24 protein-coding genes are annotated in these 25,101 nt (G+C 71.4%); 13 read left to right on the forward strand and 11 right to left on the reverse strand.

Going from position 1 to position 25,101, the window contains the following annotated elements; genetic code table 11:
- The 3 genes from AB0N76_RS26745 to AB0N76_RS26755 form a co-directional block, all read right to left on the reverse strand.
- On the reverse strand, nucleotides 1–760 hold a 760-nt coding region (locus AB0N76_RS26745; protein WP_363561144.1), incomplete at its 3' end, for an NYN domain-containing protein.
- A gap of 254 nt (nucleotides 761–1,014) precedes the next feature.
- Nucleotides 1,015–2,043: an aspartate-semialdehyde dehydrogenase gene (locus AB0N76_RS26750; protein WP_363561146.1), complete on the reverse strand. Its 1,029-nt coding sequence runs from the start codon at nucleotides 2,041–2,043 to the stop codon at nucleotides 1,015–1,017.
- Between the two features lie 123 nt (nucleotides 2,044–2,166).
- Nucleotides 2,167–3,069: a dihydrodipicolinate synthase family protein gene (locus tag AB0N76_RS26755; RefSeq protein WP_363561148.1), complete on the reverse strand. Its 903-nt coding sequence runs from the start codon at nucleotides 3,067–3,069 to the stop codon at nucleotides 2,167–2,169.
- Nucleotides 3,070–3,141: 72 nt separating this feature from the next.
- Here AB0N76_RS26755 and AB0N76_RS26760 point away from each other — a divergent pair, with 72 nt between their 5' ends.
- On the forward strand, nucleotides 3,142–4,029 hold the full coding sequence (locus AB0N76_RS26760; protein ID WP_363561150.1) for a LysR family transcriptional regulator: 888 nt from the start codon (nucleotides 3,142–3,144) through the stop codon (nucleotides 4,027–4,029).
- A 150-nt stretch (nucleotides 4,030–4,179) separates the two neighbouring features.
- On the opposite strand, the gene dnaE is transcribed toward AB0N76_RS26760, so the two are convergent.
- Complete coding sequence (dnaE, locus tag AB0N76_RS26765; protein WP_363561152.1) at nucleotides 4,180–7,713, reverse strand: DNA polymerase III subunit alpha; 3,534 nt, start codon at nucleotides 7,711–7,713, stop codon at nucleotides 4,180–4,182.
- Between the two features lie 181 nt (nucleotides 7,714–7,894).
- Between dnaE and AB0N76_RS26770 the strand changes: the two genes are divergently transcribed.
- Nucleotides 7,895–9,223, forward strand: a complete 1,329-nt coding sequence (locus AB0N76_RS26770) for a DUF2252 domain-containing protein (RefSeq protein WP_363561154.1) — start codon at nucleotides 7,895–7,897, stop codon at nucleotides 9,221–9,223.
- Nucleotides 9,224–9,225: 2 nt separating this feature from the next.
- Here the strand turns inward: AB0N76_RS26770 and AB0N76_RS26775 are convergent, their stop codons facing one another.
- The gene (locus AB0N76_RS26775) at nucleotides 9,226–10,323 is read right to left on the reverse strand and encodes a hypothetical protein (protein ID WP_363561156.1); all 1,098 of its coding nucleotides are present in this window, start codon (nucleotides 10,321–10,323) and stop codon (nucleotides 9,226–9,228) included.
- A gap of 132 nt (nucleotides 10,324–10,455) precedes the next feature.
- Nucleotides 10,456–10,917, reverse strand: coding sequence for an ATP-binding protein (locus AB0N76_RS26780; protein ID WP_363561158.1), 462 nt, complete (start codon nucleotides 10,915–10,917; stop codon nucleotides 10,456–10,458).
- A gap of 89 nt (nucleotides 10,918–11,006) precedes the next feature.
- Here AB0N76_RS26780 and AB0N76_RS26785 point away from each other — a divergent pair, with 89 nt between their 5' ends.
- The 10 genes from AB0N76_RS26785 to AB0N76_RS26830 all read left to right on the forward strand — a co-directional run bounded on the left by AB0N76_RS26785 (nucleotide 11,007) and on the right by AB0N76_RS26830 (nucleotide 17,160).
- On the forward strand, nucleotides 11,007–11,885 hold the full coding sequence (locus AB0N76_RS26785; RefSeq protein WP_363561160.1) for a helix-turn-helix transcriptional regulator: 879 nt from the start codon (nucleotides 11,007–11,009) through the stop codon (nucleotides 11,883–11,885).
- Nucleotides 11,882–12,109: a DUF397 domain-containing protein gene (locus AB0N76_RS26790; RefSeq protein WP_363561162.1), complete on the forward strand. Its 228-nt coding sequence runs from the start codon at nucleotides 11,882–11,884 to the stop codon at nucleotides 12,107–12,109. Before AB0N76_RS26785 ends, AB0N76_RS26790 begins: the two co-directional genes overlap by 4 nt.
- 164 nt (nucleotides 12,110–12,273) lie before the next feature.
- Nucleotides 12,274–12,537 carry a hypothetical protein gene (locus tag AB0N76_RS26795; RefSeq protein WP_363561164.1) on the forward strand — a complete coding sequence of 88 codons (264 nt, stop codon included), beginning with the start codon at nucleotides 12,274–12,276 and terminating at the stop codon, nucleotides 12,535–12,537.
- Nucleotides 12,518–13,036: a DUF6879 family protein gene (locus AB0N76_RS26800; RefSeq protein WP_363561166.1), complete on the forward strand. Its 519-nt coding sequence runs from the start codon at nucleotides 12,518–12,520 to the stop codon at nucleotides 13,034–13,036. Before AB0N76_RS26795 ends, AB0N76_RS26800 begins: the two co-directional genes overlap by 20 nt.
- Before the next feature lie 6 nt (nucleotides 13,037–13,042).
- Nucleotides 13,043–13,891 (forward strand): helix-turn-helix transcriptional regulator, encoded by an 849-nt coding sequence (locus AB0N76_RS26805; RefSeq protein WP_363561168.1) that lies wholly within the window; start codon nucleotides 13,043–13,045, stop codon nucleotides 13,889–13,891.
- 244 nt (nucleotides 13,892–14,135) lie between these two features.
- Entirely contained in the window at nucleotides 14,136–14,279 is a 144-nt protein-coding gene (locus tag AB0N76_RS26810; RefSeq protein WP_363561170.1) for a hypothetical protein, read from the forward strand.
- Nucleotides 14,276–15,451, forward strand: coding sequence for a methyltransferase domain-containing protein (locus AB0N76_RS26815; protein ID WP_363561172.1), 1,176 nt, complete (start codon nucleotides 14,276–14,278; stop codon nucleotides 15,449–15,451). The genes AB0N76_RS26810 and AB0N76_RS26815 overlap by 4 nt, the downstream gene beginning before the upstream one ends.
- Before the next feature lie 220 nt (nucleotides 15,452–15,671).
- Nucleotides 15,672–16,118, forward strand: coding sequence for a nitroreductase family deazaflavin-dependent oxidoreductase (locus AB0N76_RS26820; protein ID WP_363561174.1), 447 nt, complete (start codon nucleotides 15,672–15,674; stop codon nucleotides 16,116–16,118).
- 38 nt (nucleotides 16,119–16,156) lie between these two features.
- Complete coding sequence (locus AB0N76_RS26825; protein WP_363561176.1) at nucleotides 16,157–16,939, forward strand: MerR family transcriptional regulator; 783 nt, start codon at nucleotides 16,157–16,159, stop codon at nucleotides 16,937–16,939.
- Nucleotides 16,936–17,160: a hypothetical protein gene (locus AB0N76_RS26830; protein ID WP_363561178.1), complete on the forward strand. Its 225-nt coding sequence runs from the start codon at nucleotides 16,936–16,938 to the stop codon at nucleotides 17,158–17,160. The genes AB0N76_RS26825 and AB0N76_RS26830 overlap by 4 nt, the downstream gene beginning before the upstream one ends.
- Nucleotides 17,161–17,228: 68 nt before the next feature.
- Here AB0N76_RS26830 and AB0N76_RS26835 read toward each other — a convergent pair whose 3' ends face one another.
- Nucleotides 17,229–17,810 (reverse strand): dienelactone hydrolase family protein, encoded by a 582-nt coding sequence (locus tag AB0N76_RS26835; RefSeq protein ID WP_363561180.1) that lies wholly within the window; start codon nucleotides 17,808–17,810, stop codon nucleotides 17,229–17,231.
- 190 nt (nucleotides 17,811–18,000) lie between these two features.
- Here AB0N76_RS26835 and AB0N76_RS26840 point away from each other — a divergent pair, with 190 nt between their 5' ends.
- Nucleotides 18,001–19,635, forward strand: coding sequence for an alkaline phosphatase D family protein (locus AB0N76_RS26840; protein WP_363561216.1), 1,635 nt, complete (start codon nucleotides 18,001–18,003; stop codon nucleotides 19,633–19,635).
- 74 nt (nucleotides 19,636–19,709) lie between these two features.
- On the opposite strand, the gene AB0N76_RS26845 is transcribed toward AB0N76_RS26840, so the two are convergent.
- The 4 genes from AB0N76_RS26845 to lspA all read right to left on the reverse strand — a co-directional run bounded on the left by AB0N76_RS26845 (nucleotide 19,710) and on the right by lspA (nucleotide 25,088).
- Complete coding sequence (locus AB0N76_RS26845) at nucleotides 19,710–20,582, reverse strand: ABC transporter permease (RefSeq protein WP_363561182.1); 873 nt, start codon at nucleotides 20,580–20,582, stop codon at nucleotides 19,710–19,712.
- Nucleotides 20,579–23,377 carry an alpha/beta fold hydrolase gene (locus tag AB0N76_RS26850; RefSeq protein WP_363561184.1) on the reverse strand — a complete coding sequence of 933 codons (2,799 nt, stop codon included), beginning with the start codon at nucleotides 23,375–23,377 and terminating at the stop codon, nucleotides 20,579–20,581. The genes AB0N76_RS26845 and AB0N76_RS26850 overlap by 4 nt, the downstream gene beginning before the upstream one ends.
- A gap of 106 nt (nucleotides 23,378–23,483) precedes the next feature.
- Nucleotides 23,484–24,422, reverse strand: a complete 939-nt coding sequence (locus AB0N76_RS26855) for an RluA family pseudouridine synthase (RefSeq protein WP_363561186.1) — start codon at nucleotides 24,420–24,422, stop codon at nucleotides 23,484–23,486.
- 81 nt (nucleotides 24,423–24,503) lie between these two features.
- The gene (gene lspA, locus AB0N76_RS26860) at nucleotides 24,504–25,088 is read right to left on the reverse strand and encodes a signal peptidase II (RefSeq protein WP_363561218.1); all 585 of its coding nucleotides are present in this window, start codon (nucleotides 25,086–25,088) and stop codon (nucleotides 24,504–24,506) included.
- Nucleotides 25,089–25,101 lie beyond the last annotated feature (13 nt).

Here is a 25,101-nt window from a genome sequence, read left to right on the forward strand (position 1 = left end):
AGCCGGCCGGGCGACAGCTCCAGGTCGCGCAGGGCGAAGGCGGGCAGCAGGGCGCCCCGGCGGCCGGGCGGACGGCAGCCGCGGCGGGCAGCGCACCGGGGAGGGTGCCGGGGAGGGTGCCGGGCAGCCCGGTCGGGTGCGCGGCGGGCGGGGCGGCGAGGATCTTGGCGATCTCGTGCCGGGGGCCGGGGGCGGGGAAGACGGCGGAGGTGTCGCGGAGGCTGAACGAGCCCTCGATCCACTCGCGGTCCAGCACCCGCCGCTCGTCGGCCTCGCCGACCAGGTCCTCGGACTGGTTGAAGTCGCCGTCGGCGGCCTGCAGCGCCCACAGGTGGACGACGACGCCGTGCTCCTTGGCGGACATCATGCCGGGCAGCAGGTCGCCGTCGCCGGTGATCAGCACCACGTCGGCGCAGGCCCGGTTGCGGGCGAGTTCGGAGAGCTCGGCGTGCATCGCGGCGTCGACGCCCTTCTGCACCCAGCGGCCCTCGGCGCGGGTGAGCGCGCCGAGCCGGACGGTGACCCGGGGCAGCACCCGCAGCCGCCGGTGCTCGGGCATCGGCCGCCGGTCGGGGGCGGCGTCGAACCAGTAGATCCGCAGCAGCGGGAGGCCGGTCTCGGCCTCGGCGCGCTCGCGCAGGGCGGCGATCAGCGCGATGTGGTCGACGGTGACCTTGGAGCGGGACGGGTCGCCGGCGAGCAGGCTCGCGGCGGCGCCCAGCAGGTATCCGGCGTCCACCAGGACGACACAGCGGTCCATCGCGCACCTCTTTCCGCTCGCCCTCGGGGTGGGGCGCCGCCGGAGCCGACGGTGCCGGGGGTGGGCGCGGTCCGCCCGGCGCCCGGGCGGGTGGGGGTGAGGGGGAGCCCGCAGCCGCCGGAACGTTGGGTCACCTTTTCCCCCTGGTTCCGCCGCCGAACCTCGCCGGTTGTCGCGGTCGCGCAACGGGACCGCAACGGCCCGAGGGCCGCCGTCCACGATCGGACGACGGCCCTCGGCGGGAAATCCGCTGGTCAGCCCTTGAGCTCGGCGGCGACCAGCTCGGCCAGCTGGACGGCGTTGAGCGCGGCGCCCTTGCGCAGGTTGTCGTTGGAGACGAACAGCGACAGACCGTGCTCGACCGTCTCGTCGACGCGGATCCGGCCGACGTAGCTCGGGTCCTGGCCGGCCGCCTGGAGCGGGGTGGGGATGTCGCTCAGCTCGACGCCGGGGGCGCCGGCGAGCAGCTCGACCGCGCGCTCGGGGCTGATCGGACGCTCGAAGCGGGCGTTGATCTGCAGCGAGTGGCCGGAGAAGACCGGGACGCGCACGCAGGTGCCGGCCACCTTCAGCTCGGGAATGCCGAGGATCTTGCGGCTCTCGTGGCGGAGCTTCTGCTCCTCGTCGGTCTCGTTGGAGCCGTCCTCGACGATCGAGCCGGCCAGCGGGACGACGTTGAAGGCGATCGGGCGCTGGTACACCTTGGGCTCGGGGAACTCGACCGCCGAGCCGTCGTGGGCGAGGGCGGCGGCGCCGTCCACGACCTCGGCCACCTGGCCCTGCAGCTCGGCCACGCCGGCCACGCCGCTGCCGGAGACGGCCTGGTAGGTGGCGACGACGAGGGCGGCGAGGCCGGCCTCCTCGTGCAGCGGGCGCAGCACGGGCATGGCGGCCATCGTGGTGCAGTTCGGGTTGGCGATGATGCCCTTGGGGCGGTCCGCGATGGCCTCCGGGTTGACCTCGGAGACGACCAGCGGGACCTCGGGGTCGCGGCGCCAGGCGGAGGAGTTGTCGATCACGACGGCACCGGCGGCGGCGGCCTTGGGGGCGAGCGCCTTGGAGGTGCTGCCGCCGGCCGAGAAGATCACGATGTCCAGACCGGTGTAGTCGGCCGTGGCCGCGTCCTCGACGGTGACCTCGGTGCCCTGCCACGGCAGGGTGCGCCCGGCCGAGCGCGCCGAGGCGAACAGCCGCAGCTGCTCCACCGGAAAGTTTCGCTCCGCCAGGATCTCGCGGACCACGCCGCCGACCTGTCCGGTGGCCCCGACGATGCCGATCTTCATCCGACTACTCCTCTTGATAGTGCCGTTCACAGCCGCACTCCGCCCATCATGCCTTGTCGTGGACGTGGGACGACCTGGTATTCCACGGTGTGAGAGCGCCCGTCCACGCGAGCACCCTTTCACTCAATGGTCCAGACCACTCAGCAGTTCCGCGGTCAGCGCGACCGCCGCCGAGACCTCCGCCGCACCGGCCGGCAGCAGCGGCAGCCGGACGTCCGGGGTCGGGATCCGCCCCTGCGCGTGCAGCACGCCCTTGATCACCGTCGGGTTCGGCGCGGCGAACGCGGCCAGCGCCAGCCCGGTCAGCCGGTGCCCCAGCGCCCGGGCCCGGGCCACGTCCCCGGCCTCCCAGGCCTCGACCAGCTCGACGTACCGCGCGGTGGCCAGGTGCGCGGAGGCCAGGATGCCGCCCGCCGCGCCCAGCGCCAGCATCGGCGCCAGGAAGGCGTCCTCCCCGCTCAGCACCGCGAACCCGGCCGGCGCCGCCGCGAGCAGCTGCACCGCCGCCTCGTCCAGCCCGCCGGTCGCGTACTTGACGCCCACCACGCCCGGCAGCGCGGCCAGTTCCAGCAGCGCGCCGGCCGACAGCGCCTGCCCGGTCCGGTACGGGATGTGGTAGACGACCAGCGGCACCGAACTCGCCTCGGCCAGCGCCCGGAAGTGCGCGACCGTCCCGGCCTCGCCCGCCCGGACGAAGGACGGTGTGGTGACCAGCGCACCCGCCACCCCCGGCACCCGGTCGGCCAGCCCGGCCAGCTCCTCGGCGGCCGCCGCGGTGCCCGGAACGCCCGCGCCGACCAGCAGCGGCGCCCCGCGGTCGGCGCAGACCGCCGCGCAGACCTCGATCACCCGGCGCCGCTCCTCGGCGCTCAGCGCGGCCGGCTCGCCGGTGGTGCCGAGCGCGACCAGCCCGGCCGCGCCGTCGTCCAGCAGCGAGCCGGCCAGCTTCTCCAGCGCGTCCAGCGCGACCGAGCCGTCGGCGGCGAACGGGGTGACCAGGGGGACGTGAATGCCCTTGAGTTCCATGCCCACGATCCTGCGGCCCGCCGAACCCGCAGGTCCAGTTCACGTTTCCGACGCTTCTCGTAAGCTGAGCCGATGCTCGACGTCCGACGCCTGCGCCTGCTGCGCGAACTCGCCCACCTCGGCACCATCGCCGCCGTCGCCGAGGCGCTCAGCTTCAGTCCTTCGGCGGTGTCCCAGCAGCTGTCCGTCCTGGAGAAGGAGGCCGGCGTCCCGCTGCTCGAACGCACCGGCCGCCGGGTCACCCTCACCCCGGCCGGGCGCAACCTGGTCCGGCACGCCGAGGCGGTGCTCGAACGGCTGGAACAGGCCGACTCGGAGCTCGCGCACGCCCGCGAGGGGCTGGCCGGACCGCTGCGGATCGGCACCTACCCGTCGGCGGCCCGCGCGATCATCCCCGCCGTCCTGGCCGAGCTGGCCGGCTGGCACCCGGGGCTGGAGCCGATGGTCACCGAGGTCGACCCGGCCGCGGTGGCGGCGGCGCTGCGCGCGGGCGAGCTGGACGTGGCCCTGGTGCACGAGTACGACCTGGTCCCGGCCGAGCCGGAGCCCGGCCTGGCGCTGACCCGGCCGATCTTCACCGAGCCGATGTACCTCGCGGCCCGGGTCCCCGGCGCGGTCGCCGACCAGCGCGCCGAACCGTGGATCCTGGCCCCGCCCGGCACGCTCTGCCACAGCATGGCCGTACGCGCCTGCGAGGCGGCCGGCTTCACGCCCCGGATCCGCCACCAGATCGACGACTTCACCACCGTGCTCGCCCTGGTGGCGGCCGGTCAGGGGGTGGCGCTGGTCCCGCACCTGGGCACCGACCGGACGCCGCCGGGCGTCGTCCTCACCCGGCTGCCGATGTACCGCCGCACCCGCACCGCCTTCCGCGCCGGGGCCGGCTCCCACCCGGCGATCTCCGCCTTCGTCTCCGCCCTCCACACCGCCGTCCCGACCCCCCTGCGCAACTCCGCCTGAGGCCGTCGCCTCCCCCGTCCCGGGCCCCGTTTCCCGCCCCCCATCCACCCCGGGCCCCGAAAGGGGCGCGGGGAACTGCGCGACCGGCCAGGCACCTCCCGCACCGGCCGACGCACAGCTCCCCGCACCCTCGCTCCGCCCTCCGAAGCCCTACCCCGCCAGGCAGCTCGGCCCGAGCAACTGCTTCAGGTCCCCGAACAGCGCCGGATCCGACTTCACCCGGTGCCGGTCCAGCCGCAGCACCGTCGTCTTGTTCCGCTCCTCCAGCCGGACCCGCACCTCCGTCGTCCCCCGGTGGCTGCTCAGCACCTCGCCGAGCCGGGCCACCAGCGGCGGCGTCACCTTGCCGTCCGGGATGATGATGACGATCGGCGGATCGGCGTGCGCGTTCGACAGGTCCGGGATCGACAGCTCCATCCCCATCAGCCGCGGCACGTCCTCCCGCTTGTCCAGCTTGCCGCGGACGAACACCACCGCGTCCTCGACCAGCTGCGAGTTCACCAGCTGGTAGCTGGCCGGGAAGAACATGCAGTCGATCGAGCCGGCGAGGTCCTCGACGGTCGCGATCGCCCAGGCGTTGCCCTGCTTGGTCATCTTCCGCTGGAGGCCCGAGATGATGCCGCCGATGGTGACGATGGTGCCGTCCGGCCGCTCCGCCAGGTCCGCGACCGCGCAGTCCGCCTTGTCGGCGAGCACGTGCTCGATGCCGTGCAGCGGGTGCGAGGAGACGTACAGGCCGAGCATCTCCCGCTCCTGGGTGAGCAGGAAGGACTTCTCCCACTCCTCCTCGGAGAAGACCACGTCCAGCCCGAAGCTCGGCTCGTCCGCCTCCGCGTCGCCGCCGAAGAGGTCGAACTGCCCCTCGGCCTCCTTGCGCTTCACCCCGACGACGTTGTCGATCATCGGCTCGAACTGCGCGGTCAGCCCCTTGCGGGTGTGCCCGAGCGAGTCGAACGAGCCCGCCTTGATCAGCGATTCGACGGTCCGCTTGTTGCAGACCACCGACTCCACCTTGTCCAGGAAGTCCGGGAAGGAGACGAACTTCCCCTTCGCCTTCCGGGTCCGGATCATCGACTCGACGACCGGCCCGCCGACGTTGCGGATGGCGGTCAGGCCGAACCGCACCAGGGTGTCCCCGTGCGGGGTGAAGTCCGAGTCCGACTCGTTGACGTCCGGCGGGAGCACCTGGATGCCCATCTTCCGGCACTCGTTGAGGTAGACCGCCGACTTGTCCTTGTCGTCCTTCACCGAGGTCAGCAGACCGGACATGTACTCGGCCGGGTAGTTGGCCTTGAGGTAGGCCGTCCAGTACGAGACCAGCCCGTACCCGGCGGTGTGCGCCTTGTTGAACGCGTAGCCGGAGAACGGCACCAGGACGTCCCAGACCGCCTGGATCGCCGCGTCGGAGTAGCCGCGCTCCCGGCAGCCCTTCTGGAACGGGACGAACTCCGCCTCCAGGATCTCCTTCTTCTTCTTGCCCATCGCGCGGCGCAGCAGGTCGGCCTGGCCGAGCGAGTAGCCGGCCAGGATCTGGGCCGCCTTCTGCACCTGCTCCTGGTAGACGATCAGGCCGTAGGTGGGCCGGAGCACCTCCTCCAGGGGCTTCTCCAGCTCCGGGTGGATCGGGGTGATCTCCTGCTGCCCGTTCTTGCGCAGCGCGTAGTTCGTATGTGAATTGACGCCCATCGGTCCCGGGCGGTAGAGCGCCAGCACGGCCGAGATGTCCTCGAAGTTGTCGGGCTTCATCAGCCGCAGCAGCGAGCGCATCGGGCCGCCGTCGAGCTGGAAGACGCCGAGCGTGTCGCCGCGCGCCAGCAGCTCGTAGGTCGGCTTGTCGTCCAGGGGCAGATCAAGCAGGTTGATCTTGACGCCCTTGTTCTTCTCGATCGCCTTGACGGCGTCGTCCATGATCGTCAGGTTGCGCAGGCCGAGGAAGTCCATCTTGAGAAGGCCGAGGCCCTCACAGGTGGGGTAGTCGAACTGCGTGATGGTGACGCCGTCGGTGTGCCGGGTCCAGACCGGGATGTGGTCGGTCAGCGGCTCGGCGGACATGATGACGCCGGCGGCGTGCACACCGGGCTGGCGGATCAGGCCCTCGATGCCGCGCGCGGTGTCGATCACCTTGCGGACGTCCGGGTCGTTCTCGTACAGCCCGCGGATCTCACCGGCCTCGCCGTACCGCGGGTGACTCGAATCCGTGATGCCCGACAGCGGGATGCCCTTGCCCATCACGTCCGGCGGCATCGCCTTGGTGATCCGGTCGCCCATCGCGTACGGGTAGCCGAGGACCCGCGAGGAGTCCTTGATGGCGGCCTTCGCCTTGATGGTGCCGTACGTGACGATCATGGCGACCTTGTCGGACCCCCACTTCTCCGTCACGTACCGGATCACGTCACCGCGCCGGCGCTCGTCGAAGTCGATGTCGACATCGGGCATCGAGATGCGCTCGGGGTTGAGGAAGCGCTCGAAGATCAGACCGTGCGGGATCGGGTCGAGGTCGGTGATGCCCATCGCGTAGGCGACCAGCGAACCGGCCGCCGAACCACGGCCCGGGCCCACCGCGATGCCCTGGCTCTTCGCCCACATGATGAAGTCGGCGACCACGAGGAAGTACGCCGGGAACCCCATCTGGATGATGGTGTCCATCTCGTACTCGGCGAGCTTCTTGTGCTCCTCGTCGTACCCGCCCGGGAAGCGCCAGTCCATCCCCTCCCAGACCTTGGCCTTGAAGAAGTCCGCCTCGGACTCGAAGCCCTCCGGGATCGGGAAGCGCGGCATCAGGTTGCGGAACTGGAACATGCCCTCGGTGTCGACCCGCGAGGCGACGAGGAGCTGGCTGTTGCGGCAGCCCTCCTGCCAGGCGTCCGACTGGTCGAGCGCGTACATCTCGGCGGCCGACTTGATGTAGTAGCCGGTGCCGTCGAACCGGAATCGGTCCGGGTCGGAGAGGTTCTTGCCGGTCTGCACGCAGAGCAGCAGGTCGTGGGCGCCGGCGTCGGCCTCGGTGGTGTAGTGCGAGTCGTTGGTGACCACCGGCGGGATGTTCAGCTTGCGGCCGATCTCGATCAGCCCGTCGCGGACCCGCTTCTCGATGTCGAGACCGTGGTCCATCAGCTCCAGGAAGTAGTTCTCCTTGCCGAAGATCTCCTGGTACTCGCCGGCCGAGCGCAGCGCCTCGTCGAACTGGCCGAGCCGCAGCCTGGTCTGCAACTCGCCGGACGGACAGCCGGTGGTCGCCATCAGGCCGCCCGACAGCTCGGCGATCAGCTCCTTGTCCATCCGGGGCCACTTCACCAGCCAGCCCTCGGAGTACGAGCGCGAGGTCAGCTTGAAGAGGTTGTGCAGGCCCTCCTTGTTCCGGGCCCAGATGGTCTTGTGGGTGTAGGCGCCGGACGCCGAGACGTCGTCCTTCTTCTGGTGCGGCTGGCCCCACAGGACGCGCTTGGTGTTCGAACGCGACTCGGGGGCGACGTACGCCTCGATCCCGATCACCGGGGTGATGCCGGCGGCGGTGGCCTGCTTGTGGAACTCGGCCGCGCCGTACATGTTGCCGTGGTCGGTCATCGCGACATGGGACTGCCCCAGCCGCTCGACCTCCTTGAACATCTGCTTCAGCCGGGCGGCACCGTCCAGCATCGAGTACTCGGTGTGGACGTGCAGATGCGCGAACGGCTGATCGCTCAAGGCGGGGCCTCCGTAGGCTCGGTGCTGGCAGGTGGGGAGCCGGCGAACGCGCAGGTCACAGAGGGTGTGCCGAGAACATTTGCGGCCCGCGGCCCGGACCGGCACTCACACGTTCACGGCCCTACTCTAGCCTTCAATCGCACTCGCTCCCGGCCGACGACTCCGCCTCAGAGGACCCCGAATGTCACATCCACACCCCGCCGCCACCTCCCGCGCCGAGACCGTCCTCGGAGTCTTCGAGACGGCCTTCGGCGACCTGCTCGCCCAGGACCCGGCGGCGTTCCGGGTGAAGTTCCGCAAGATGGCCGCGTCCGCCTTCGCCTTCTACCGGGGCACCGCCGCCCTCTACTACGCGGACCTCACGAGTGCTCCGTTCGATTCCTACGGGGCGCCGTTCCTGGACGAGCGGACCAGCCGGGTCTGGATCCACGGCGACCTGCACGCGGAGAACTTCGGCACCTACCTGAACGCCGAGGGGCGGCTGGTCTTCAACGTCAACGACTTCGACGAGGCCTACGTCGGCGCCTTCACCTGGGACGTCCAACGGCTGGCCGCCTCGCTCGCGCTGATCGGCTACGCCAAGGCGCTGTCCGACGCGACGATCACCGAGCTGGTCACCGCCTTCGCCGACGCCTACCGGGCCCGGATCGCCGCCCACGTCACCACCGGCGACGCCGTCCCGTACACCCTGGACACCGCCACCGGACCGGTCCTCGACACCCTCCGGCAGGCCCGTCTGCAGACCCGGGTGTCGCTGCTCGATGGGGACACCGTGATCGAGGGCTACGACCGCCGGTTCCGCCTCGGCGGCGGGGCGATCGAGCTGGACGAGCCGACGAAGGCCGAGGTGCTGGCCGCCTTCGAGGGGTACCTCGCCACCCTCCCCCCGTCCTCCCGGGTCAGCCCCACCGCCCTGAAGGTCAAGGACGTGGTCGGCCGGCGCGGCATCGGCATCGGCTCGGCGGGCCTCCCCTCCTACAACGTCCTGCTCGAAGGCCACACCGACGCCCTCGAAAACGACGTGATCATCTACATGAAGCAGGGCCAGACGCCCGCCGTGTCGCGCCACGTCACCGACCCCGCGATCGCCGGCTACTTCGAGCACGAGGGCCACCGCACGGTGATCTCCCAGCGGGCGCTCCAGGCCCACAGCGACCCGTGGCTCGGCTACACCACCCTGCGCGGCCGCGGCCAGCTGGTGGCCGAGGTGTCGCCGTACGCCACCGACCTCGACTGGCGGGACCTCAACGAGCTCCCCGACCTGCTCGCCGTCACCCAGTACCTGGGCCGGGCCACCGCCACCATGCACGCGGCCGCGGACGAGTCGTCCAGCGGCCACACCCTGGTCCCGTTCTCCACCGAGCACGCCATCCACGAGGCCATCAGCCGCGACGAGGCCGGCTTCACGGCGATGCTCGTCGACTTCGCCCACGCCTACGGCGCCCAGGCCCGCGCCGACCACCAGCTCTTCGTCGACCTCTACCGCAACAACCGCATCCCGGGCCTGTAGCCCTACCCGGCCAGGGCCGCCAGCCGCGCCCCGGCGGCGGCCCTGACCACCTCCGCCTCCATCACGTCATCCCTGAGATACGCCAACCTCTCCCACACCCCCACCCCATCCCTCACATTCCTCGCCCCCAACAACCGGGCGTCCTCCTCACAATCCCAAAGACACTCCACATACACCGACTCCAACCCCGCCGGCTCGATCTCCCGCAACGCCTCCAGATACCCCACCCGCTCATACGAATGCGGCGTCCACAACCAGAACCGCCTGAGCAACGACACGGCTCCCCGCGCCTCCGCCCCAAACCGCGCCAACCCTCGCGCCGTCCGCACCGGCCCACACCACCGCTTCTCCACCCAGTCCCGCTCCAGCCGCTCCACCAGCACCGGGACGTCCTCGACCTCCCCGTGCTCGACCAGCACCCGGTAGCCCAACCCCCGCAACCAGGCCTGCTCCGCCCCGACCCACTCCCGCGCCGCCGGAACCGCCGCCGCCCCCAGCTTCTCCACGACCCCGATCAGCGGCCACAGCACGTACTCGCCGTCCGCCGTCCCCAACGACGGCACCAGCGGAATCACCCCCGGCTCCGGCCCCCGGTCGTCCAGCTCATCGAGCGCGGCAATCCTGCGCTCCTCCGACTCCGCCGGATCGGCCAACAGCTCCAGCAGCCGCGCGTTCGTCTCCCCCGCCAACGGCTTCGGCGCCCTCGCCCCCTTCGCCGGCCTCACCTCGACCATCCCCCACCGCTCCCACGGTTCTCCCACCCGCTCCCCCACCGCCCGCTTCCGCGCGACCTCCTCCAAGTCCTCCCACCACTCCACGGGCCACCGGCGTGCCATCTCCTCCATGGCCATCGCCCAGTGCTCCCCCTCCCCCACATACCCCCGCAACGCCTCCCGCGCCTCCCCGAACCCACTCACCGCGAGCAACGCCAACACCCGCACCGCCCGCTCACACCGCTCCTCGTCCCCCGCCAACCCCTCCACCACCGGCCCCAACGGCAACCCGAGATCCCTCACCAGCCGAGCCAGATACACCCCCCGCTCATCCTGCGAGTCCCACCGCCAGTCCCACCGCACACACCCATACACAAACTCCGCCACCCCCGCCGGATCCTCCCCAGCCATCCGCGCACCGAGCCCCCGCCCCCGCTGCACCATCCCGATCAACGACCCCGCCGGCGCATACCGCCCATCACTCATCCTCGTCACACCCCCATCCTCCCCCGCCGACTTTCACCACGGCGCACACCACCTTGCCTCCCCCAACGGCTCCCACCACCAGCCCGGCGCCAACCGCCTCACCATGACGAGCCCCCGCCCGCGCTCGTCGACATCTCGCGGCACCCGACCGCCAAAGAACCCCGGGCAGGAATCACTGACCCGGATCACCACTCCCATCTCCACCATCCGAAGCGAGACCCCGACAGCACTCCCACCCGCATGCACGACCGCATTGGTCACCAGCTCGGTGACGACCAGCTCTACCCCCAGCAAGTCGTCAAGCTCGACACCCCAAGCTCTGACCTCCGCCACCACTCTGTGCCGCACATAGCCGACAGCTTCATCGCGGGCAGGGACGGCCCATGAGACCTGCCGGGATTCGGTCCTGATGAACGGCATCGGATGCCTCCTGCGAGAACTCACGCCAACACGTGCCGCAACGATCCCGTCACGCTTCGCCACTGCTAGCAGCATGCCTCGCCACTCCTCAACTGGGCAATATTCCCAACCTTGTTTCCCCCTTTCGAGTTGCCCCAGGCTCTCCAGGTGGCACACTGCTGCCCATGGCATGGAAGAGGACCCCGGCACCACCATCGGTGTACCGACGCCAGCTCTCGGCTCGCTTCAAGGAGTTGAGAGCCGACGCCGGCCTCACGCTGACCGAGGTGTCCGCCATAGTGGAGGTGAGCCAAGGCTCGCTGAGCCGCATCGAGAACGGGGACCGTGGCACAACCCCCGTGCTCGCCAAGGCCCTTCTGGACTGCTACGGCATAACGGACCCCGCCGCCCGCGAGGACGTCCTCGACCTCGTCCGCGCCGACGCCGCGCAGCGGCAACCGTGGTGGAAGAAGTACTCCGCCGTCATCAACACCACGCGGTACGGCGGCTACCTCACCCTGGAGTCGAGCGCGAGTTCCTTGCTCACCTACGAGACCGAGCTGATCCCCGGGCTCCTCCAGACCGAGGAGTACGCCCGTCAGGTTCTCACTGCCATGCGCTTCGATCTGGCGGTGCCCCAGATCGAAGCGCTGGTCAAGGTGAGGATGAGGCGTCGTGAACTCCTCGCAGGCGAGAACGCGGTCAAGCTGTGGGCCGTGATCGACGAAGCAGCCATCCGCCGCCTTGAAGGGGCACCCGAGGTCCTGCAGGGACAGCTGGAGCACCTGCTGGAAATGGCCGCGCACACCAACATCACTGTGCAACTCCTGCCGTTCAGCACAGGCCTCCACCCCGGCCTGGACGGCCCCTTCGTCATCATGAGCTTCCCCGAACCCAACCCGGATGTGGTGTGGGTGGAAAATGGCCCCCACTCGGTCTACTTCGAAGACTCTCCGGATGTGAAGCTCTACAGCGACGTCTTCGATCACCTCCGAGCGCGCGCCCTCGGGCCGCCCGAGACCACCGCCCACCTGCACAGGCTGCTCAGGGAGAAGCGAAAGTGACCAACAAGCCCGACCCCGCCGGACTCGACTTCTCCGGCGTCTCCTGGGAGAAGTCCCCATTCAGCGGCGGGGGCGACAACTGCGTCGAGTTCGGCGTGATCGGCCAGCACGTCGCCATCCGCGACTCCAAGAACCCCACCCAAACCCCGCTGGTCTACACCCGCACCGAAATCGCCGCCCTCCTCGACGGCGCGAAGTCCGGCGCCTTCGACCACCTCCGCTAAACGCACCACCCCGGCCGCCTTCGCCGCACACGACGAAGGCGGCCGAACTCCCTCGCACAGGCGGCGACCTGGCCGCCTCGCACTCTGACGCCCTCTTGCGCTGATCAACCGACGGGGCGATAGTCGTGCAACCGGCTGCAATCGGCCCGACGCAGGGAGATGCCATGAGGTTGCGTTTCCTCGGGATCATTCCGAACACCCCCATCGACGACTCGCCGACGATCTGGCTGGACGAGGACACGGGCGACCTCCTGATCCAGTCCTACAAGGCCACGGAAGCCGAAGTGAAGGCATGTCAGCAGATCGGATCGATTCCCGGTCACAGCACGGACGTTCCCGCCCACGAGGCGATCATCAGGCTTCCTGCCGTGATGCTGAAGTACATCCCGCGACCGGAAGGCCAAGACCGTGAACCATCCCGTTCGTGAGGGCTTGGCCAAGGCACAACGCTCCGCAGTGCACCTGGAGATGCGCGACAGCTACACGCCGGATGATCCGGAGTTCGCGCGCTGGCGTGCCGGCCATCGGTACGAGAGTGATCCGGCGAACTTGCCTGATTGGTGGGCATCTTGGGCCGACCTGGCAGCCGAGACCATCGGGCGCGGTGTGGTCATGCGGCGGGCCCGGATCATCTCGGAGCCTGTGACGGACTACATCCGGTACGAGCACGACCTCACGTTCGCCAACGTCACAGCGGGCGAGTTGGTCCGCTGGTTGCCCCGGCGGAAGGCTGCGGACCTTGCGCTGCCGGGCACGGACCTGTGGATGTTCGATGAGTCGACCGTACTGTTCACGTACTTCTCCGGGGCCGGGGAGGTTGTGGACCGGGAGTGGCGATCCGAGCCGGCCGTCGTGAGCCTGGTCAGTTCCGCCTTTGAGGCGGTGTGGGAGCGGGCTACCCCGCACGAGGGATTCAAGCTGACCTGACGCACCATGCCCGCTTCTGGATCGTCTCACGTCCAAGCTGCCCGGAAAGTCCTTGCAGATCGCCTGCGGGAGATGTGCAAGGACGCCGGGTTGGACGGCAAGCAACTGGCGGTGCTGTGCGGCTGGCATCCGTCCAAGGTCTCCCGGATCTCCACCGGCAAGACCTCGCCATCCGCCGATGACCTTCGCGCGTGGTGCAGTGCATGCGGCAGGGATGACGAAGCGGCGGATCTGATCGCCTCCCTCCGGGCCGTGGAAGGCATGTGGGTTGAATGGCGCCGCATGGAACGTGCAGGGCTTCGAAGGGCGCAGCAGGCCGTTCTGCCTCTGTTCGAACGGACCCACTGGTTCCGGGCCTATTCGTCGTGGCTTGTACCCGGACTCCTCCAGACGCACGGCTACACCGAGGACGTGTTGCGCGCCGTCCAGCAGAGGCGCGTAACGGTCGACGATGTGGCCGATGCCGTGGCCGTACGGATGGAACGGCAACGTGTGCTCCGCGAGGGGCAACGGCGCTTCGCGTTCCTACTTGAGGAGTCCGTGCTTCGCAACGGGCTGGGTGACGCCGACACCCAGGCCGAACAGCTTGAACGGCTGATCACTGTGAGCACGCTTCCGAATATCAGCATTGGGATCATCCCCGCCCGACTGCACCGTACGCGGATGCCGGTCGAAGGGTTCTGGATCTTCGATACGGCCCAGGTGAACGTCGAGCTCGTCTCCGGGCATCTCACCCTGACGCAGCCCAGCGAGGTGGCGATGTACGCCGACACCTTCGCCACGCTGGCCGATATGGCGGCCTACGGCGTGAAGGCACGAGCGCTGATCACAGCTGCCATTGATGCTCTCGGGTGATGGCGTGCAATCTCGTAGAATCCCGTGGCTTCCAACTCGCCCGATTTCCTAGCGTGTTGCCATCGGTTCCGGCAACACCGAGGGAGTGACCCAGCATGAGGAGCACGCCACCCGAGCGCCCGCCCGGTCCGACGCCGCCGGACACCCCGGCGGCCCCGGCCTTCCGGCACACCACGCGGAGCTGATCGCACCCCGCAAGGCACGACCAAAGAACCGGCACCACCACATCGAGAGGGGACCAAGGATGGGTAAGCGCGGAGGCGGCTCCGGGGACGGCAAGGGCGGCAAGCAGCAGGACGACAGCAACAAGGGCGCTGGGCACGGCGGCGGCGGGTCCGACGAGGGCGGCAACACCTCGGACGGTTCGGGCCCGGCGAGCGGCAAGTGACCGGCGAGACGCACCAGGAGGCGGGCCCCCGAGGGCTCGCCTCCGCGCTGGTGGCTGGTGGCGCACTCTCCTCGGACTGGCTCCCCTCCTTCAAAGCCGTACCCCGTGAACTGTTCGTCCCGGATCGCATCTGGCCGGGCATCGCGGACGGCACCCGGCAGAGCCCAGTGGTGCACCGGTCGCAGGACCCCGAAGCGTGGCGGCGGGCGGTCTACTCGGACATCCCGCTCACCACGCAGTGGGACGACGGAGAGCACCGGGGGGACGGCCTCGGCACGACCCCGACTTCGTCCAACTCCATGCCGACCATGGTGTTCTCGATGCTTCGTGACCTCGACGTCCGACCCGGCGACCGGGTGTTGGAGATCGGAGCCGGCACGGGGTGGAACGCGGGCCTGCTGGCTCACCGCCTGGGGAACCCCAACGTGGTCACCGTCGAGTACGACCCGGCTGTCGCTCGCGGCGCTCGGGAGAACCTGGACCGGGCCGGACTCTCGCCGACCGTCGTCGAGGGGGACGGGCGGTTCGGATGGGACCAGGGCGCACCCTACGATCGGCTCATCGCCACCTGCTCCCTGCTGGAGATCCCTCCGGCCTGGCTGGAGCAGACGGCCCCCGGCGGGATCATCGTCGCTCCGTTCGGCACCGAGTACGGCGGAGAGCAGATCGTCCGCCTGACCGTCGACGACGGGGCCAGCGCGAGCGGCAGGTTCACCGGAGGCTCGGCATTCATGCGGCTGCGCCAACAGCGCACGGACCGACCGCCCTTCGAGGACTACCTGCACGGGCGGGCGTGGCCTGCGGATGGGGTGGGGAGCACCACCACGCTGGCCCCTCCCGACACGGGCGAGTGGTTCCGGCAGTTCGTCATCGGGATCAGCGTGCCTGCCGCGTTCTGGCGGGCCGAACGGTACGAGGACGGCGCGTACACGCTGTGGCTCTACAGCCGGGACACCCTCTCGTGGGCATCGGTCGACTACGAGCGGGACCGCACGGAGTTCGAGGTGTACCAGTCCGGGCCGCGCAAGCTGTGGGACGAGGTGGAAACCGCCTGGCACTGGTGGGACGACCAGGGCCGCCCGGGCTACGACCGGTTCGGCCTCACCATCACCCCGAACGGCCACACGGTGTGGCTGGAAAGCCCGGACAACCCGGTACCCCTCCGAGCGTGACCCAAGACCGGCCCGGCCGCCTCGCACCCCCTGAAAGCCACCGTCGGCCCTGGCAGCGGGTAACCCGCCGCCAGGGCCAAAACCTGCTGCCCACAAGCCCCGGACCGCCGTCTTGGCCGGAATACCCGACACGGGCGCGCGTGGGGGGTGCCCGGTACTGCGCCTCGACCGGGCGGTGGCGCAGACTGGCAGTCCACGACGTGAGGACGGGGTGGCTGCGATGCCGCTTGAGGGTGAGTACGAGCCGCATCCGGTGCGGTGGGTGCGGGAGCAGGCCGAGCTGTACGAGAGCTCGGGCGGGGTGTTGGGGGCGACGCTCTGGGACACCGGGCTGCCCGTCGTCATCCTCACCACGCGCGGCGTGCGCAGCGGCAAGCTCCGCAAGATCCCGTTGATGCGGGTGGAGCACGAGGGGCGGTACGCGGCCGTGGCCTCGAACGGCGGCTCGCCGGGCCACCCGCTCTGGTACCGCAACGTCAAGGCCGAGCCGCACGTCGAGCTCCAGGACGGATCCGTGCGCCGGGACATGACGGCCCGCGAGGTCACCGGGGACGAGAAGGCCGCGTGGTGGGCGCGCGCGGTGGCCGCGTACCCGCCGTACACCGAGTACCAGCAGAAGACCGACCGGGTGATCCCCGTCCTCGTCCTGGAGCCCATGGCCGGCTGATTTGCACCTCACGCGACGTCAGGGCGCATCGTTGAGGCATGAGCATCGACCAGACGTGGAAGGTCGGAACGCTCGCTGACGCGAGTGGGCTGACCGTCCGCACCTTGCACCACTGGGACCAGATCGGGCTTCTCAGTCCGTCCCGGCGAACAGCGGCCGGGCACCGCGAGTACACCGAGCAGGACGTGATCCGGCTCTACCAGGTGCTCGCGCTGCGACGCCTCGGGCTGGGGCTGGAGTCCATCGCCACCTGCCTGGACGTCGGCGTCGACCCGGTCCGGCTGGTGAGCGAGCACCTGGCCACCGTCGAGGCCTCGCTCGCGGCCCTGGAGTCGCTGCGGCAGCGGCTGGCCCACATCCACGGCGAGCTGGCCGCCGACCGCGCGCCCGAGGTGTCCGCGCTGATCGGCGCGCTCCGGACGATGGGCGGCGCGGGCCCGGAGAGCGCGCGGGCTCTGGGGCGCCACCTGGACGGCGACCAGCTGCGGGCTCTGGCGGACCGGGCGGCCGGGCTGGGGCCGGCCGCCCACTACCTGCTGGAGGTCGAGTGGCCCGAGCTGTACCGCCGGGCCGAGGCGATGCGGGCCGAGGGGGTCGCGCCGACGTCGCCCCGGGTGCGGAAGCTGGTGGCCCGGATGGACGAGCTGAGCTCGCTGTTCACCGGCGGTGACGACGGCCTCTCGACCGCGGTGCGGTCGGCCTGGCGGCACGAGCCGGCCGCGCTGTCCGGCGACCCGACGGCCCCGGCCGACGCCTGGCACGACCTGACCACCTACCTCGACCACGCCCGCCGCCAGTCGCCCTCCGAGGAGCGCTCATGACCCGCCACCTGCGCATCGGCATCTCGGTGTCCGCCGCCCTGCCGACCCTGCTCGCCGCCCTGGTCGTCCTCACGGCCCTGACGATCGGCGGGGTGGTGTCGTGGACCGTGCTCCCCTCCGTCCTGCTCGCCCTGGCCGTCCAGGCGTTCGTCACCTTCGTCCGGCTCGGACGTCTCCCGGCCGCCGCGGAAAGGCAGGAGAACGGGACGCACGCCCACTGAGGCGGCACCGCCTCGCGCAGGAAGTCGGACCGGCCGACTTCCTGCGCGAGGCGGGATCAAAGGCAGGATCAGTCGTCCAGCTCCGCCAGGAACTCCAGGGCCACCGCCCAGGCGCGCTCGGCGGCCTCGGCGTCGTAGTCGGGCAGGTCCGGGTCGGTGAAGACGTGGCCGGCGCCCCGGTAGCGGTGGACCTCGACGTCGGCGCCGATCCTGCGCATGTTCAGGTACCAGGCGTTCAGCCAGTCCTCCGACTCGAACGGGTCCGGATCGGCGACGTGCAGCTGGACCGGGATGGACGTGGCCGCGTCCTCGCGGATGTCCGACGTCCCGTGCAGGAGCAGCAGGCCGAGGGCCTTCTCGTCCGCGAGGGCGAGGTTCTGGGCCAGCGAGCCGCCGAGCGAGAGGCCGGCGTAGACGAGGGCGGTGCCCGACCCCAGCAGCGGGGCGGCGACACCGACGGCGCGCCGGAGCAGTTCGTCGCTGCCGACCTCCTCCTTGTACGCCATGGCCGCCTCGATGTCCTCGAAGGTGCGCCCTTCGAAGAGGTCGGGGGTGTGCACGGTGTGCCCGGCGGCGCGCAGCCGGTCGGCGGCGGCGTGGACGGCGGGGCGCAGGCCGTACACAGAGTGCAGGAGCAGGATCTGGGCCACGAAAGAACTTCCTTGCAGCGGAGGGGAACAGTCCCCATCATCGCGCATGTCCGCCAGGTGACGGCGCACGCCCGCCGCGGTGGCGGGACGTCACGCCGCGGTGAATCGGCAACGAACAGTCAGTTCGGCGTATGGAACACATCATTACCGCCCGGTAGCCTTTCCGACCGTGACTGACCTTGTCGATGACATGACCTCCGCCCGCCCGCACCGCCGCCAGGTGCTCAAGGCCACCGCCATCGTGGCGGGCGCCGCCACCCTGCCGCTCACCCTCGGCACCGCGGCCCAGGCCGCCACCGCGCCGCAGTTCCTGCACGGCGTCGCCTCCGGCGACCCGCTGCCCGACGGCATCCTGCTCTGGACCCGGGTGACCCCGGCGCCCGAGGCCGTCCCCGGTTCCGGTCTGGGCGCCGACACCGAGGTCCGTTGGGAGCTCGCCACCGACAAGGGCTTCACCCGGATCGCGGCGAGCGGCACGGTGACCACCTCCGCCGCCACCGACCACACCGTCAAGGTGGACGTCCGCAGCCTGACGCCCGACACCCCGTACTGGTACCGCTTCACCGCCGGCACCGTGCTGTCCCCGGTCGCCCGCACCCGCACCACCCCGGCCGCCGACGCCGCGCTCGACAGACTCCGCTTCGGCGTGGCGTCCTGCGCCAACTGGGAGGCCGGCTACTTCTCCGCCTACCGCCACCTGGCGGCCCGCGGCGACCTGGACGCCTTCCTCTTCCTCGGCGACTACATCTACGAGTACAAGAGCGGCGAGTTCTGCGCCCGCGGCTCGGTGGTCCGCCCGCACGCCCCGGCGCACGAGATCCTCACCCTCGCCGACTACCGGACCCGGCACGGCCGCTACAAGACGGACGAGGACCTCCAGGCGCTGCACGCCCAGGTCCCGACCATCGCGATCTGGGACGACCACGAGTTCGCCAACGACGCCTGGTCCGGCGGCGCCGAGAACCACACCCCGGGCACCGAGGGCGACTGGGCGGTCCGGGTCGCCGCCGCCAAGCAGGCGTACTTCGAGTGGATGCCGGTCCGCCCGTCGATAGCCGGCACCACCTACCGCCGGCTGCGCTACGGCAAGCTCGCCGACCTGCACCTGATGGACCAGCGCTCGTTCCGCTCCCAGCAGGTCAAGATCGGCAACGGCGACGTCGACTCGCCCGACCGCACGATCACCGGCCGCGCGCAGATGGACTGGCTGAAGGCCGGCCTGTCCGCCTCGGACACCGCCTGGCGCCTGATCGGCAACGAGGTGATGATCTCCCCGGTCGCCCTGTTCGCGCTGCCGGACTACATCCTGCGCCCGCTGGCCAAGCTGCTCGGCCTGCCCGGCGAGGGCCTGGCGCTCAACACCGACCAGTGGGACGGCTACACCCACGACCGCCGCGAGCTGCTCGGCCACCTCCAGTCGAACGGCATCACCAACACCGTCTTCCTGACCGGCGACATCCACTCGGCCTGGGCCGCGGACGTCCCGGAGGAGGCCGCCACCTACCCGCTGTCGGGCAGCGTCGCCACCGAGTTCGTGGTCACCTCGGTCACCTCGGACAACATCGACGACATCCTCAAGGTCGCCCCGCAGACCGTCTCGCTGGCCGCGGCCGCCGCGCTCAAGGCCTCGAACCGGCACATCAAGTGGGTCGACCTCGACTCGCACGGCTACGGCGTCCTGGAGGTCACGCCGGGCCAGACGCAGATGGACTACTTCGTCCTCTCGGACCGGACCCGCAAGGACGCGACCAGCAAGTGGACGCGCTCCTACCGCACCAAGTCCGGCAGCCAGCAGATCGAGCGGGTCTACTCCCCGATCAAGTAACCCCCCGAGCACGAAGGAACCCGCCCGCCGGTCAACGGCGGGCGGGTTCGCGCTTCCTCCGGGCAGGCGACGGGCTACGACACCACGTCCTTGCGGGCGAAGCCGCGGAACGCGAGGGCCAGCAGGACCACCGCGTAGGACAGCGAGAGCGAGACGCCCTGCAGCATGCCGCCCCACTCCAGGTGCGGCTGCAGGGCGTCCGCCCAGGCGTACTGCCAGTGGGCGGGCAGCCAGCCGCGGAGGTCGCCGAGCGCGGTGATGGCGTCCAGCACGCCGGTGATGATCGAGGCGAACACCGCCCCGCCCACCGCGCCCAGCGGCGCGTCGGTGGCGGTGGAGAGCCAGAACGCCAGCGCCGCGATCACCACTTCGCTCAGGAGGACGAACGCCACCGCGACCGCCAGCCGGGGCAGCGCCTCCCCGGCGGTCAGGCTCGCCCCGGCGGGCAGCTTGAGGTCCCCCCAGCCGTACGCGGCGGTGCCGACCGCCAGGCCGACCAGCGGCAGCAGCGTCACCGCGGCCGCCGAGAACAGCAGCCCGACCAGGAACTTGCGCGCCAGCAGCCGGGCCCGCGGCACCGGCGCGGCCAGCAGGTACCGCAGCGAGGACCAGCTGGCCTCCGAGGCCACCGTGTCCCCGCAGAACAGCGCGACCGGGATCACCAGCATGAAGCCGGTGCCCATGAAGAGCATGGTGGCCGCGAAGTTCGGGCCGGACGAGGTGGCGAGCTCGATGAACGTGGTCCGGTCGGTCCGGCCGGGCGTGCCGGCCACCGCGAACGCCGCCAGCACGATCAGCGGCATCGCGGCGAGCACCCCGCCGATCACCATCGTCCGCCGACGCCGCAGCTGGCGGACGATCTCCACCCGGAACGGCAGCGTCCGCCCGGCCCGGTACCCGGCGGCGTGGTCGGGCGAAACACCGGGGGAAACACCGACGGCGCTCACGCCGCACCTCCGATCAACGACAGGAACGCGTCCTCCAGCCGGCGCTGCGGACCGGCCGACTCCACCGGCACACCCAGCCGCACCAGCTCGGCCAGCAGCCGCCCGGCCGTCATGCCGTCCAGCCGGACCAGCAGCCCGCCCTCGACCGCCTCCACCGAGCCGATCCCGGCCAGCGCGGCGACCTTCTCGGCCGCCACCGCCAGCTCCGCCGCTCCACAGGAGGCGTCGACGCCGATCAGCAGCTGCTCGCCCGCGCCGACGATCTCCGCGACCGCGCCGGTGGTGACCAGCCGTCCCCGGTCCATCACCACCAGGTCGGTGCAGCTCTGCTCGACCTCGGCCAGCAGGTGGCTGGAGACGATGACGCTCCGCCCGGCGGCCGCGTACCGGATCATCACCTCGCGCATCTCGCGGATCTGCGGCGGGTCCAGCCCGTTGGTCGGCTCGTCGAGGATCAGCAGGTCCGGCAGGCCGAGCATGGCCTGGGCGATGGCGAGCCGCTGCCGCATGCCCTGCGAGTAGGTGCGCACCGCCCGGTCGAGCGCCTCGCCGAGCCCGGCGATGGCCAGCGCCTCCTCCAGGTGGGCGTCCGCCTCCGGGCGGCCGGTGGCCTGCCAGTACAGCCGCAGGTTGGCCCGCCCGGTGAGGTGCGGCAGGAAGCCCGCGCCCTCGACGAACGCGCCGACCCGGGAGAGCACCGGCGCGCCGGGCCGCACCAGGTGGCCGAAGATCCTGATCTCGCCGGCGTCGGGCCGGATCAGGCCCATCAGCATCCGCAGCGTGGTGGTCTTGCCGGCGCCGTTGGGGCCGAGCAGACCGAGCACCTGGCCCTGTTCGACCCGGAAGCCCAGCTCCCGCACCGCGTACCGGTCGGCGGCGCCCTTGTAGCGCTTGCTCAGGCCGCTGATCCGCAGCGGCACGTCGGCGAGCTCCGGATCGTACGCGGGGGCGTGCGACCGCCGCCTGCGCAACCGGGGCAGCAGGAGCAGCGCGGCGGCCACCGCGACGGCGACCAGCGGCAGCACCCAGGTCCGGGCCGGCAGCGGCGCGGCCTCGGTGACCAGCCCGTCCACCGTCGGCAGGGTCACCGGTCCGGTGACGGCCGCCCGGTAGGTGGCCGGCGCGGCGGGCGAGGCGTACGCCAGGTCGGTCGAGGCGAGCACCAGCCGCAGCCGGTGCCCGGTGTCGAAGGTGTGGTCGACGGTCGGCAGCGCCACCGTGACGGACCGGCCCTCGGAGGCGTCCGCGCCGGTCACCCGCAGCGGGGCGGACAGCTGCTGCGGCAGGCTCTGCTTGCCGTCCGGCGCGACGTCGTACAGCTTGGCGAAGAGCACCGCCTCCGGCTTGTCCGCGCGGACCCGGACCGGCACGGTCGGCTGCCCGGTCAGGTGCACCGAGGAGTCCAGCGGCGCCGATTCGAAGGCGGCGAACTGCCCGGGGAAGTCCAGCGAGACCGAGGCGCCGAGCGAGGCCGCCTGGCTGAGCGCGCCGATGCCCGGCAGCGCGGAGATGTTGGGCGGCGCACCGCCGGGCGGGTTGGCGAAGGCCTGCTCGGGCTCGCCGGTCAGGCCCTTCAGCTCGACCTGCCGGGTGCCGGTGCCGCCCAGTCCGGGGTAGGTCTCGGCGCTCGCTCCGCGCAGGACGGCCTGGAAGCCGGTGGAGTCGACCCCGCCGGTCCGGGTCACCCGGAACGCCGCGCCGGTGTCACCGCCGCTCCCCTTCAAGTAGCGGTCGAACCAGGCGGTCACCCGGTCGTCCACCCGCGCGCTGGTGTCGGTGGCGCCGTCGTGCCCGCCCGCGAACCAGTCCACCGCCACCGGGGCGCCGTTGGCGGCCACCGCGCGGGCGATCGCGTCGCCCTGGTCGAGCGGGAACAGCGAGTCCTGCTGTCCCTGGACGACCAGGGTGGGCGCCTTCAGCCGCGCCGCCACCGAGGAGGGGCTGGACCGGTCGAGCAGGGCGACGGCCTCCGGGTCGGCGTGCCCGGCGGTCGCCACCCGGTCGTACATCCGGCACAGCTCCTCCAGGAACCGCCCGCAGCCGACCTGCCCGGCCGCCTGCTCGGGCGCCACCGCCGGACGCGCCGCGCCGCCGGACGGGCCGAGCTCGCCGGCCGAGCCGGTGGTGAAGAAGATCCCGGCCCACAGCTTCTTGAACACCCCGTCGACCGCGCCCGAGCCGCGCACCCCCTGCGGGAACAGCGCGTCGGCCAGGTTCCACCAGGTGATCTGGCTGGCCACGGCGTCGATCCGGGGGTCGTACGCGGAGCCGAGCAGGGCGACCGCCCCGCCGTACGAGGCGCCGGTGATGCCCACCCGGGGGTCGCCGGGCCCGTCCAGCCGGACCTCCGGGCGCTGGGCCAGCCAGTCCACCAGGTGCTTGACGTCCTCGACCTCGCGGTCCGGCGCGTTGAGCCCGATCTTCCCGCCGGAGCGCCCGAAGCCGCGCGCCGACCAGGTGAGCACCGCGTACCCCTGCCGAGCGAGCTGCCGGGCGCGCTCGCGCTCGCCCTCCTTGGAGCCGCCGAAGCCGTGGCCGAGCAGGACGGCCGGGCGCGGGCCGTCGCCGGTGCTGAAGAAGGAGGTGTCGAGCTGGACGACCTGCGCGCTGCCGGGCGTCTCGGGCATCGCGAGGAAACGATCCTCCTGCCGGACCGCCTGCTCCCCGCCCGCCGCGACGGCCACCGCCGTCCCGACGCCGACCACCGCCACCAGGGCGACCGCGCCGGCCACCAGTCTCCGTCCGGCCGTCGTGCCACGGCCGCGCCACCGGCGCCACGCCCCACCGAGCTCCATGGGCGTGATCGTATCCGCCCCTCGGGTAGGCGTCCGATAAGAACCCACCCGCCGGGGCGGGGGCTACAAGCGCCCGCCCGCCCCGCTCGGCCCTCGACTACCGCTCTCAGCTCTCCGAGGCGATGATGTCCAGCGCCTTCCGCAGGTCCGCGGGGTACTCGCTGGAGAACTGCACCCACTCGCCGTCCGCCGGGTGCTCGAAGCCGAGCGAGACGGCGTGCAGCCACTGCCGGGTCAGCCCGAGCCGCTTGGCCAGCGTCGGGTCGGCGCCGTAGGTGAGGTCGCCGACGCACGGGTGCCGCAGCGCGGACATGTGGACGCGGATCTGGTGGGTGCGGCCGGTCTCCAGCTTGATGTCCAGCAGCGACGCGGCCCGGTACGCCTCGATGAGGTCGTAGTGCGTGACCGACGGCTTGCCCTCGCGGGTGACCGCCCACTTCCAGTCGGAGCTCGGGTGCCGCCCGATCGGCGCGTCGACGGTGCCGCTCATCGGGTCCGGGTGGCCCTGGACCAGCGTGTGGTACTTCTTCTCGGTGATCCGGTCGTGGAACTGCCGCTTGAGGTCGGTGTAGGCGCGCTCCGACTTGGCCACCACCATCAGCCCGGAGGTGCCGACGTCAAGCCGGTGCACGATGCCCTGGCGCTCGGCGGCCCCAGAGGTGGAGATCCGGTAGCCGGCGGCGGCGAGGCCGCCGATCACGGTGGGACCGGTCCAGCCGGGGCTGGGGTGGGCGGCGACGCCGACCGGCTTGTCGACGAGCACGATGTCCTCGTCGTCGTGGACGATGCGCATGCCGTCGACCGGCTCGGCGATGATCTGCACCGGTGCGGCGGGGGCGGGGATCTCGACCTCCAGCCAGGAACCTGCGGTCACCCGGTCCGACTTGCCGGCCACGGCGCCGTCGAGCGTCACCTTGCCGTCGGCGGCCAGTTCGGCGGCCTTGGTCCGGCTGAAGCCGAACATCCGGGCGAGGGCGGCGTCGAGGCGCTCGCCCTCCAGGCCGTCGGGAACGGGGAGGCTGCGGATCTGCGCTGCGGTACTCACCCGTACGAGTATGCCGGACGCGCGACCCGCCCGACTCCTACCGGCCCGGCGCGCACTCCGCGGAGCGAGCCCCCGGGGGCGCTACTCCGCCTTCTCCCCCTTGGCGCCCTTCTCGACCTGCTGGTGCACGGTGCCGTCCGGGTTGCTGCCCCGGAAGGAGAGCAGGACGACCAGGATGCCGCCGCAGACGATGGCCGAGTCGGCCAGGTTGAAGACCGCGAAGTGCTGGACGGAGATGAAGTCCACCACGTGCCCGCGGAAGACGCCGGGCGAGCGGAACAGGCGGTCGGTGAGGTTGCCGAGCGCCCCGCCGAGCAGCAGGCCCAGCGCGATCGCCCAGGGCAGGCTGTACAGCCGGCGGGCGATCCGCCAGATCACCACGATGACGGCCGAGGCGATCATGGTGAAGACGACGGTCAGCGCCTGCCCCATGCCGAAGGCGGCACCGGAGTTGCGGATCACCTGGAAGGTGACCACGTCGCCGATCACCTTGATCGCCGCGTGGTTCTCCAGCCGGGCGACGACCAGCAGCTTGCTGCCGAAGTCGACGAGGAAGGCGAGCAGGGCGACCACCAGCAGCACGCCGATCCGGCGGCGCCCCTTCGGCGCCTCCGGCTCCCCGGCCGCCTGGGCACTCCCACCGGTCACGGCGGCGGACTCGGCCACGGCAGCGGGCTCG

Source organism: Kitasatospora sp. NPDC093806 (genome assembly GCF_040683335.1).
GTDB lineage: Bacteria > Actinomycetota > Actinomycetes > Streptomycetales > Streptomycetaceae > Kitasatospora.

Excerpts from the sequence above, each read along its gene's own strand:
- AB0N76_RS26750 (WP_363561146.1), bottom strand. The coding sequence starts at position 2,043 with ATGAAGATCGGCATCGTCGGGGCCACCGGACAGGTCGGCGGCGTGGTC.
- AB0N76_RS26755 (WP_363561148.1), bottom strand. The coding sequence starts at position 3,069 with ATGGAACTCAAGGGCATTCACGTCCCCCTGGTCACCCCGTTCGCCGCC.
- AB0N76_RS26760 (WP_363561150.1), top strand. The coding sequence starts at position 3,142 with ATGCTCGACGTCCGACGCCTGCGCCTGCTGCGCGAACTCGCCCACCTC.
- AB0N76_RS26770 (WP_363561154.1), top strand. The coding sequence starts at position 7,895 with ATGTCACATCCACACCCCGCCGCCACCTCCCGCGCCGAGACCGTCCTC.
- AB0N76_RS26780 (WP_363561158.1), bottom strand. The coding sequence starts at position 10,917 with ATGCTGCTAGCAGTGGCGAAGCGTGACGGGATCGTTGCGGCACGTGTT.
- AB0N76_RS26785 (WP_363561160.1), top strand. The coding sequence starts at position 11,007 with ATGGCATGGAAGAGGACCCCGGCACCACCATCGGTGTACCGACGCCAG.
- AB0N76_RS26795 (WP_363561164.1), top strand. The coding sequence starts at position 12,274 with ATGAGGTTGCGTTTCCTCGGGATCATTCCGAACACCCCCATCGACGAC.
- AB0N76_RS26805 (WP_363561168.1), top strand. The coding sequence starts at position 13,043 with ATGCCCGCTTCTGGATCGTCTCACGTCCAAGCTGCCCGGAAAGTCCTT.
- AB0N76_RS26810 (WP_363561170.1), top strand. The coding sequence starts at position 14,136 with ATGGGTAAGCGCGGAGGCGGCTCCGGGGACGGCAAGGGCGGCAAGCAG.
- AB0N76_RS26820 (WP_363561174.1), top strand. The coding sequence starts at position 15,672 with ATGCCGCTTGAGGGTGAGTACGAGCCGCATCCGGTGCGGTGGGTGCGG.
- AB0N76_RS26825 (WP_363561176.1), top strand. The coding sequence starts at position 16,157 with ATGAGCATCGACCAGACGTGGAAGGTCGGAACGCTCGCTGACGCGAGT.
- AB0N76_RS26830 (WP_363561178.1), top strand. The coding sequence starts at position 16,936 with ATGACCCGCCACCTGCGCATCGGCATCTCGGTGTCCGCCGCCCTGCCG.
- AB0N76_RS26840 (WP_363561216.1), top strand. The coding sequence starts at position 18,001 with ATGACCTCCGCCCGCCCGCACCGCCGCCAGGTGCTCAAGGCCACCGCC.
- AB0N76_RS26850 (WP_363561184.1), bottom strand. The coding sequence starts at position 23,377 with ATGGAGCTCGGTGGGGCGTGGCGCCGGTGGCGCGGCCGTGGCACGACG.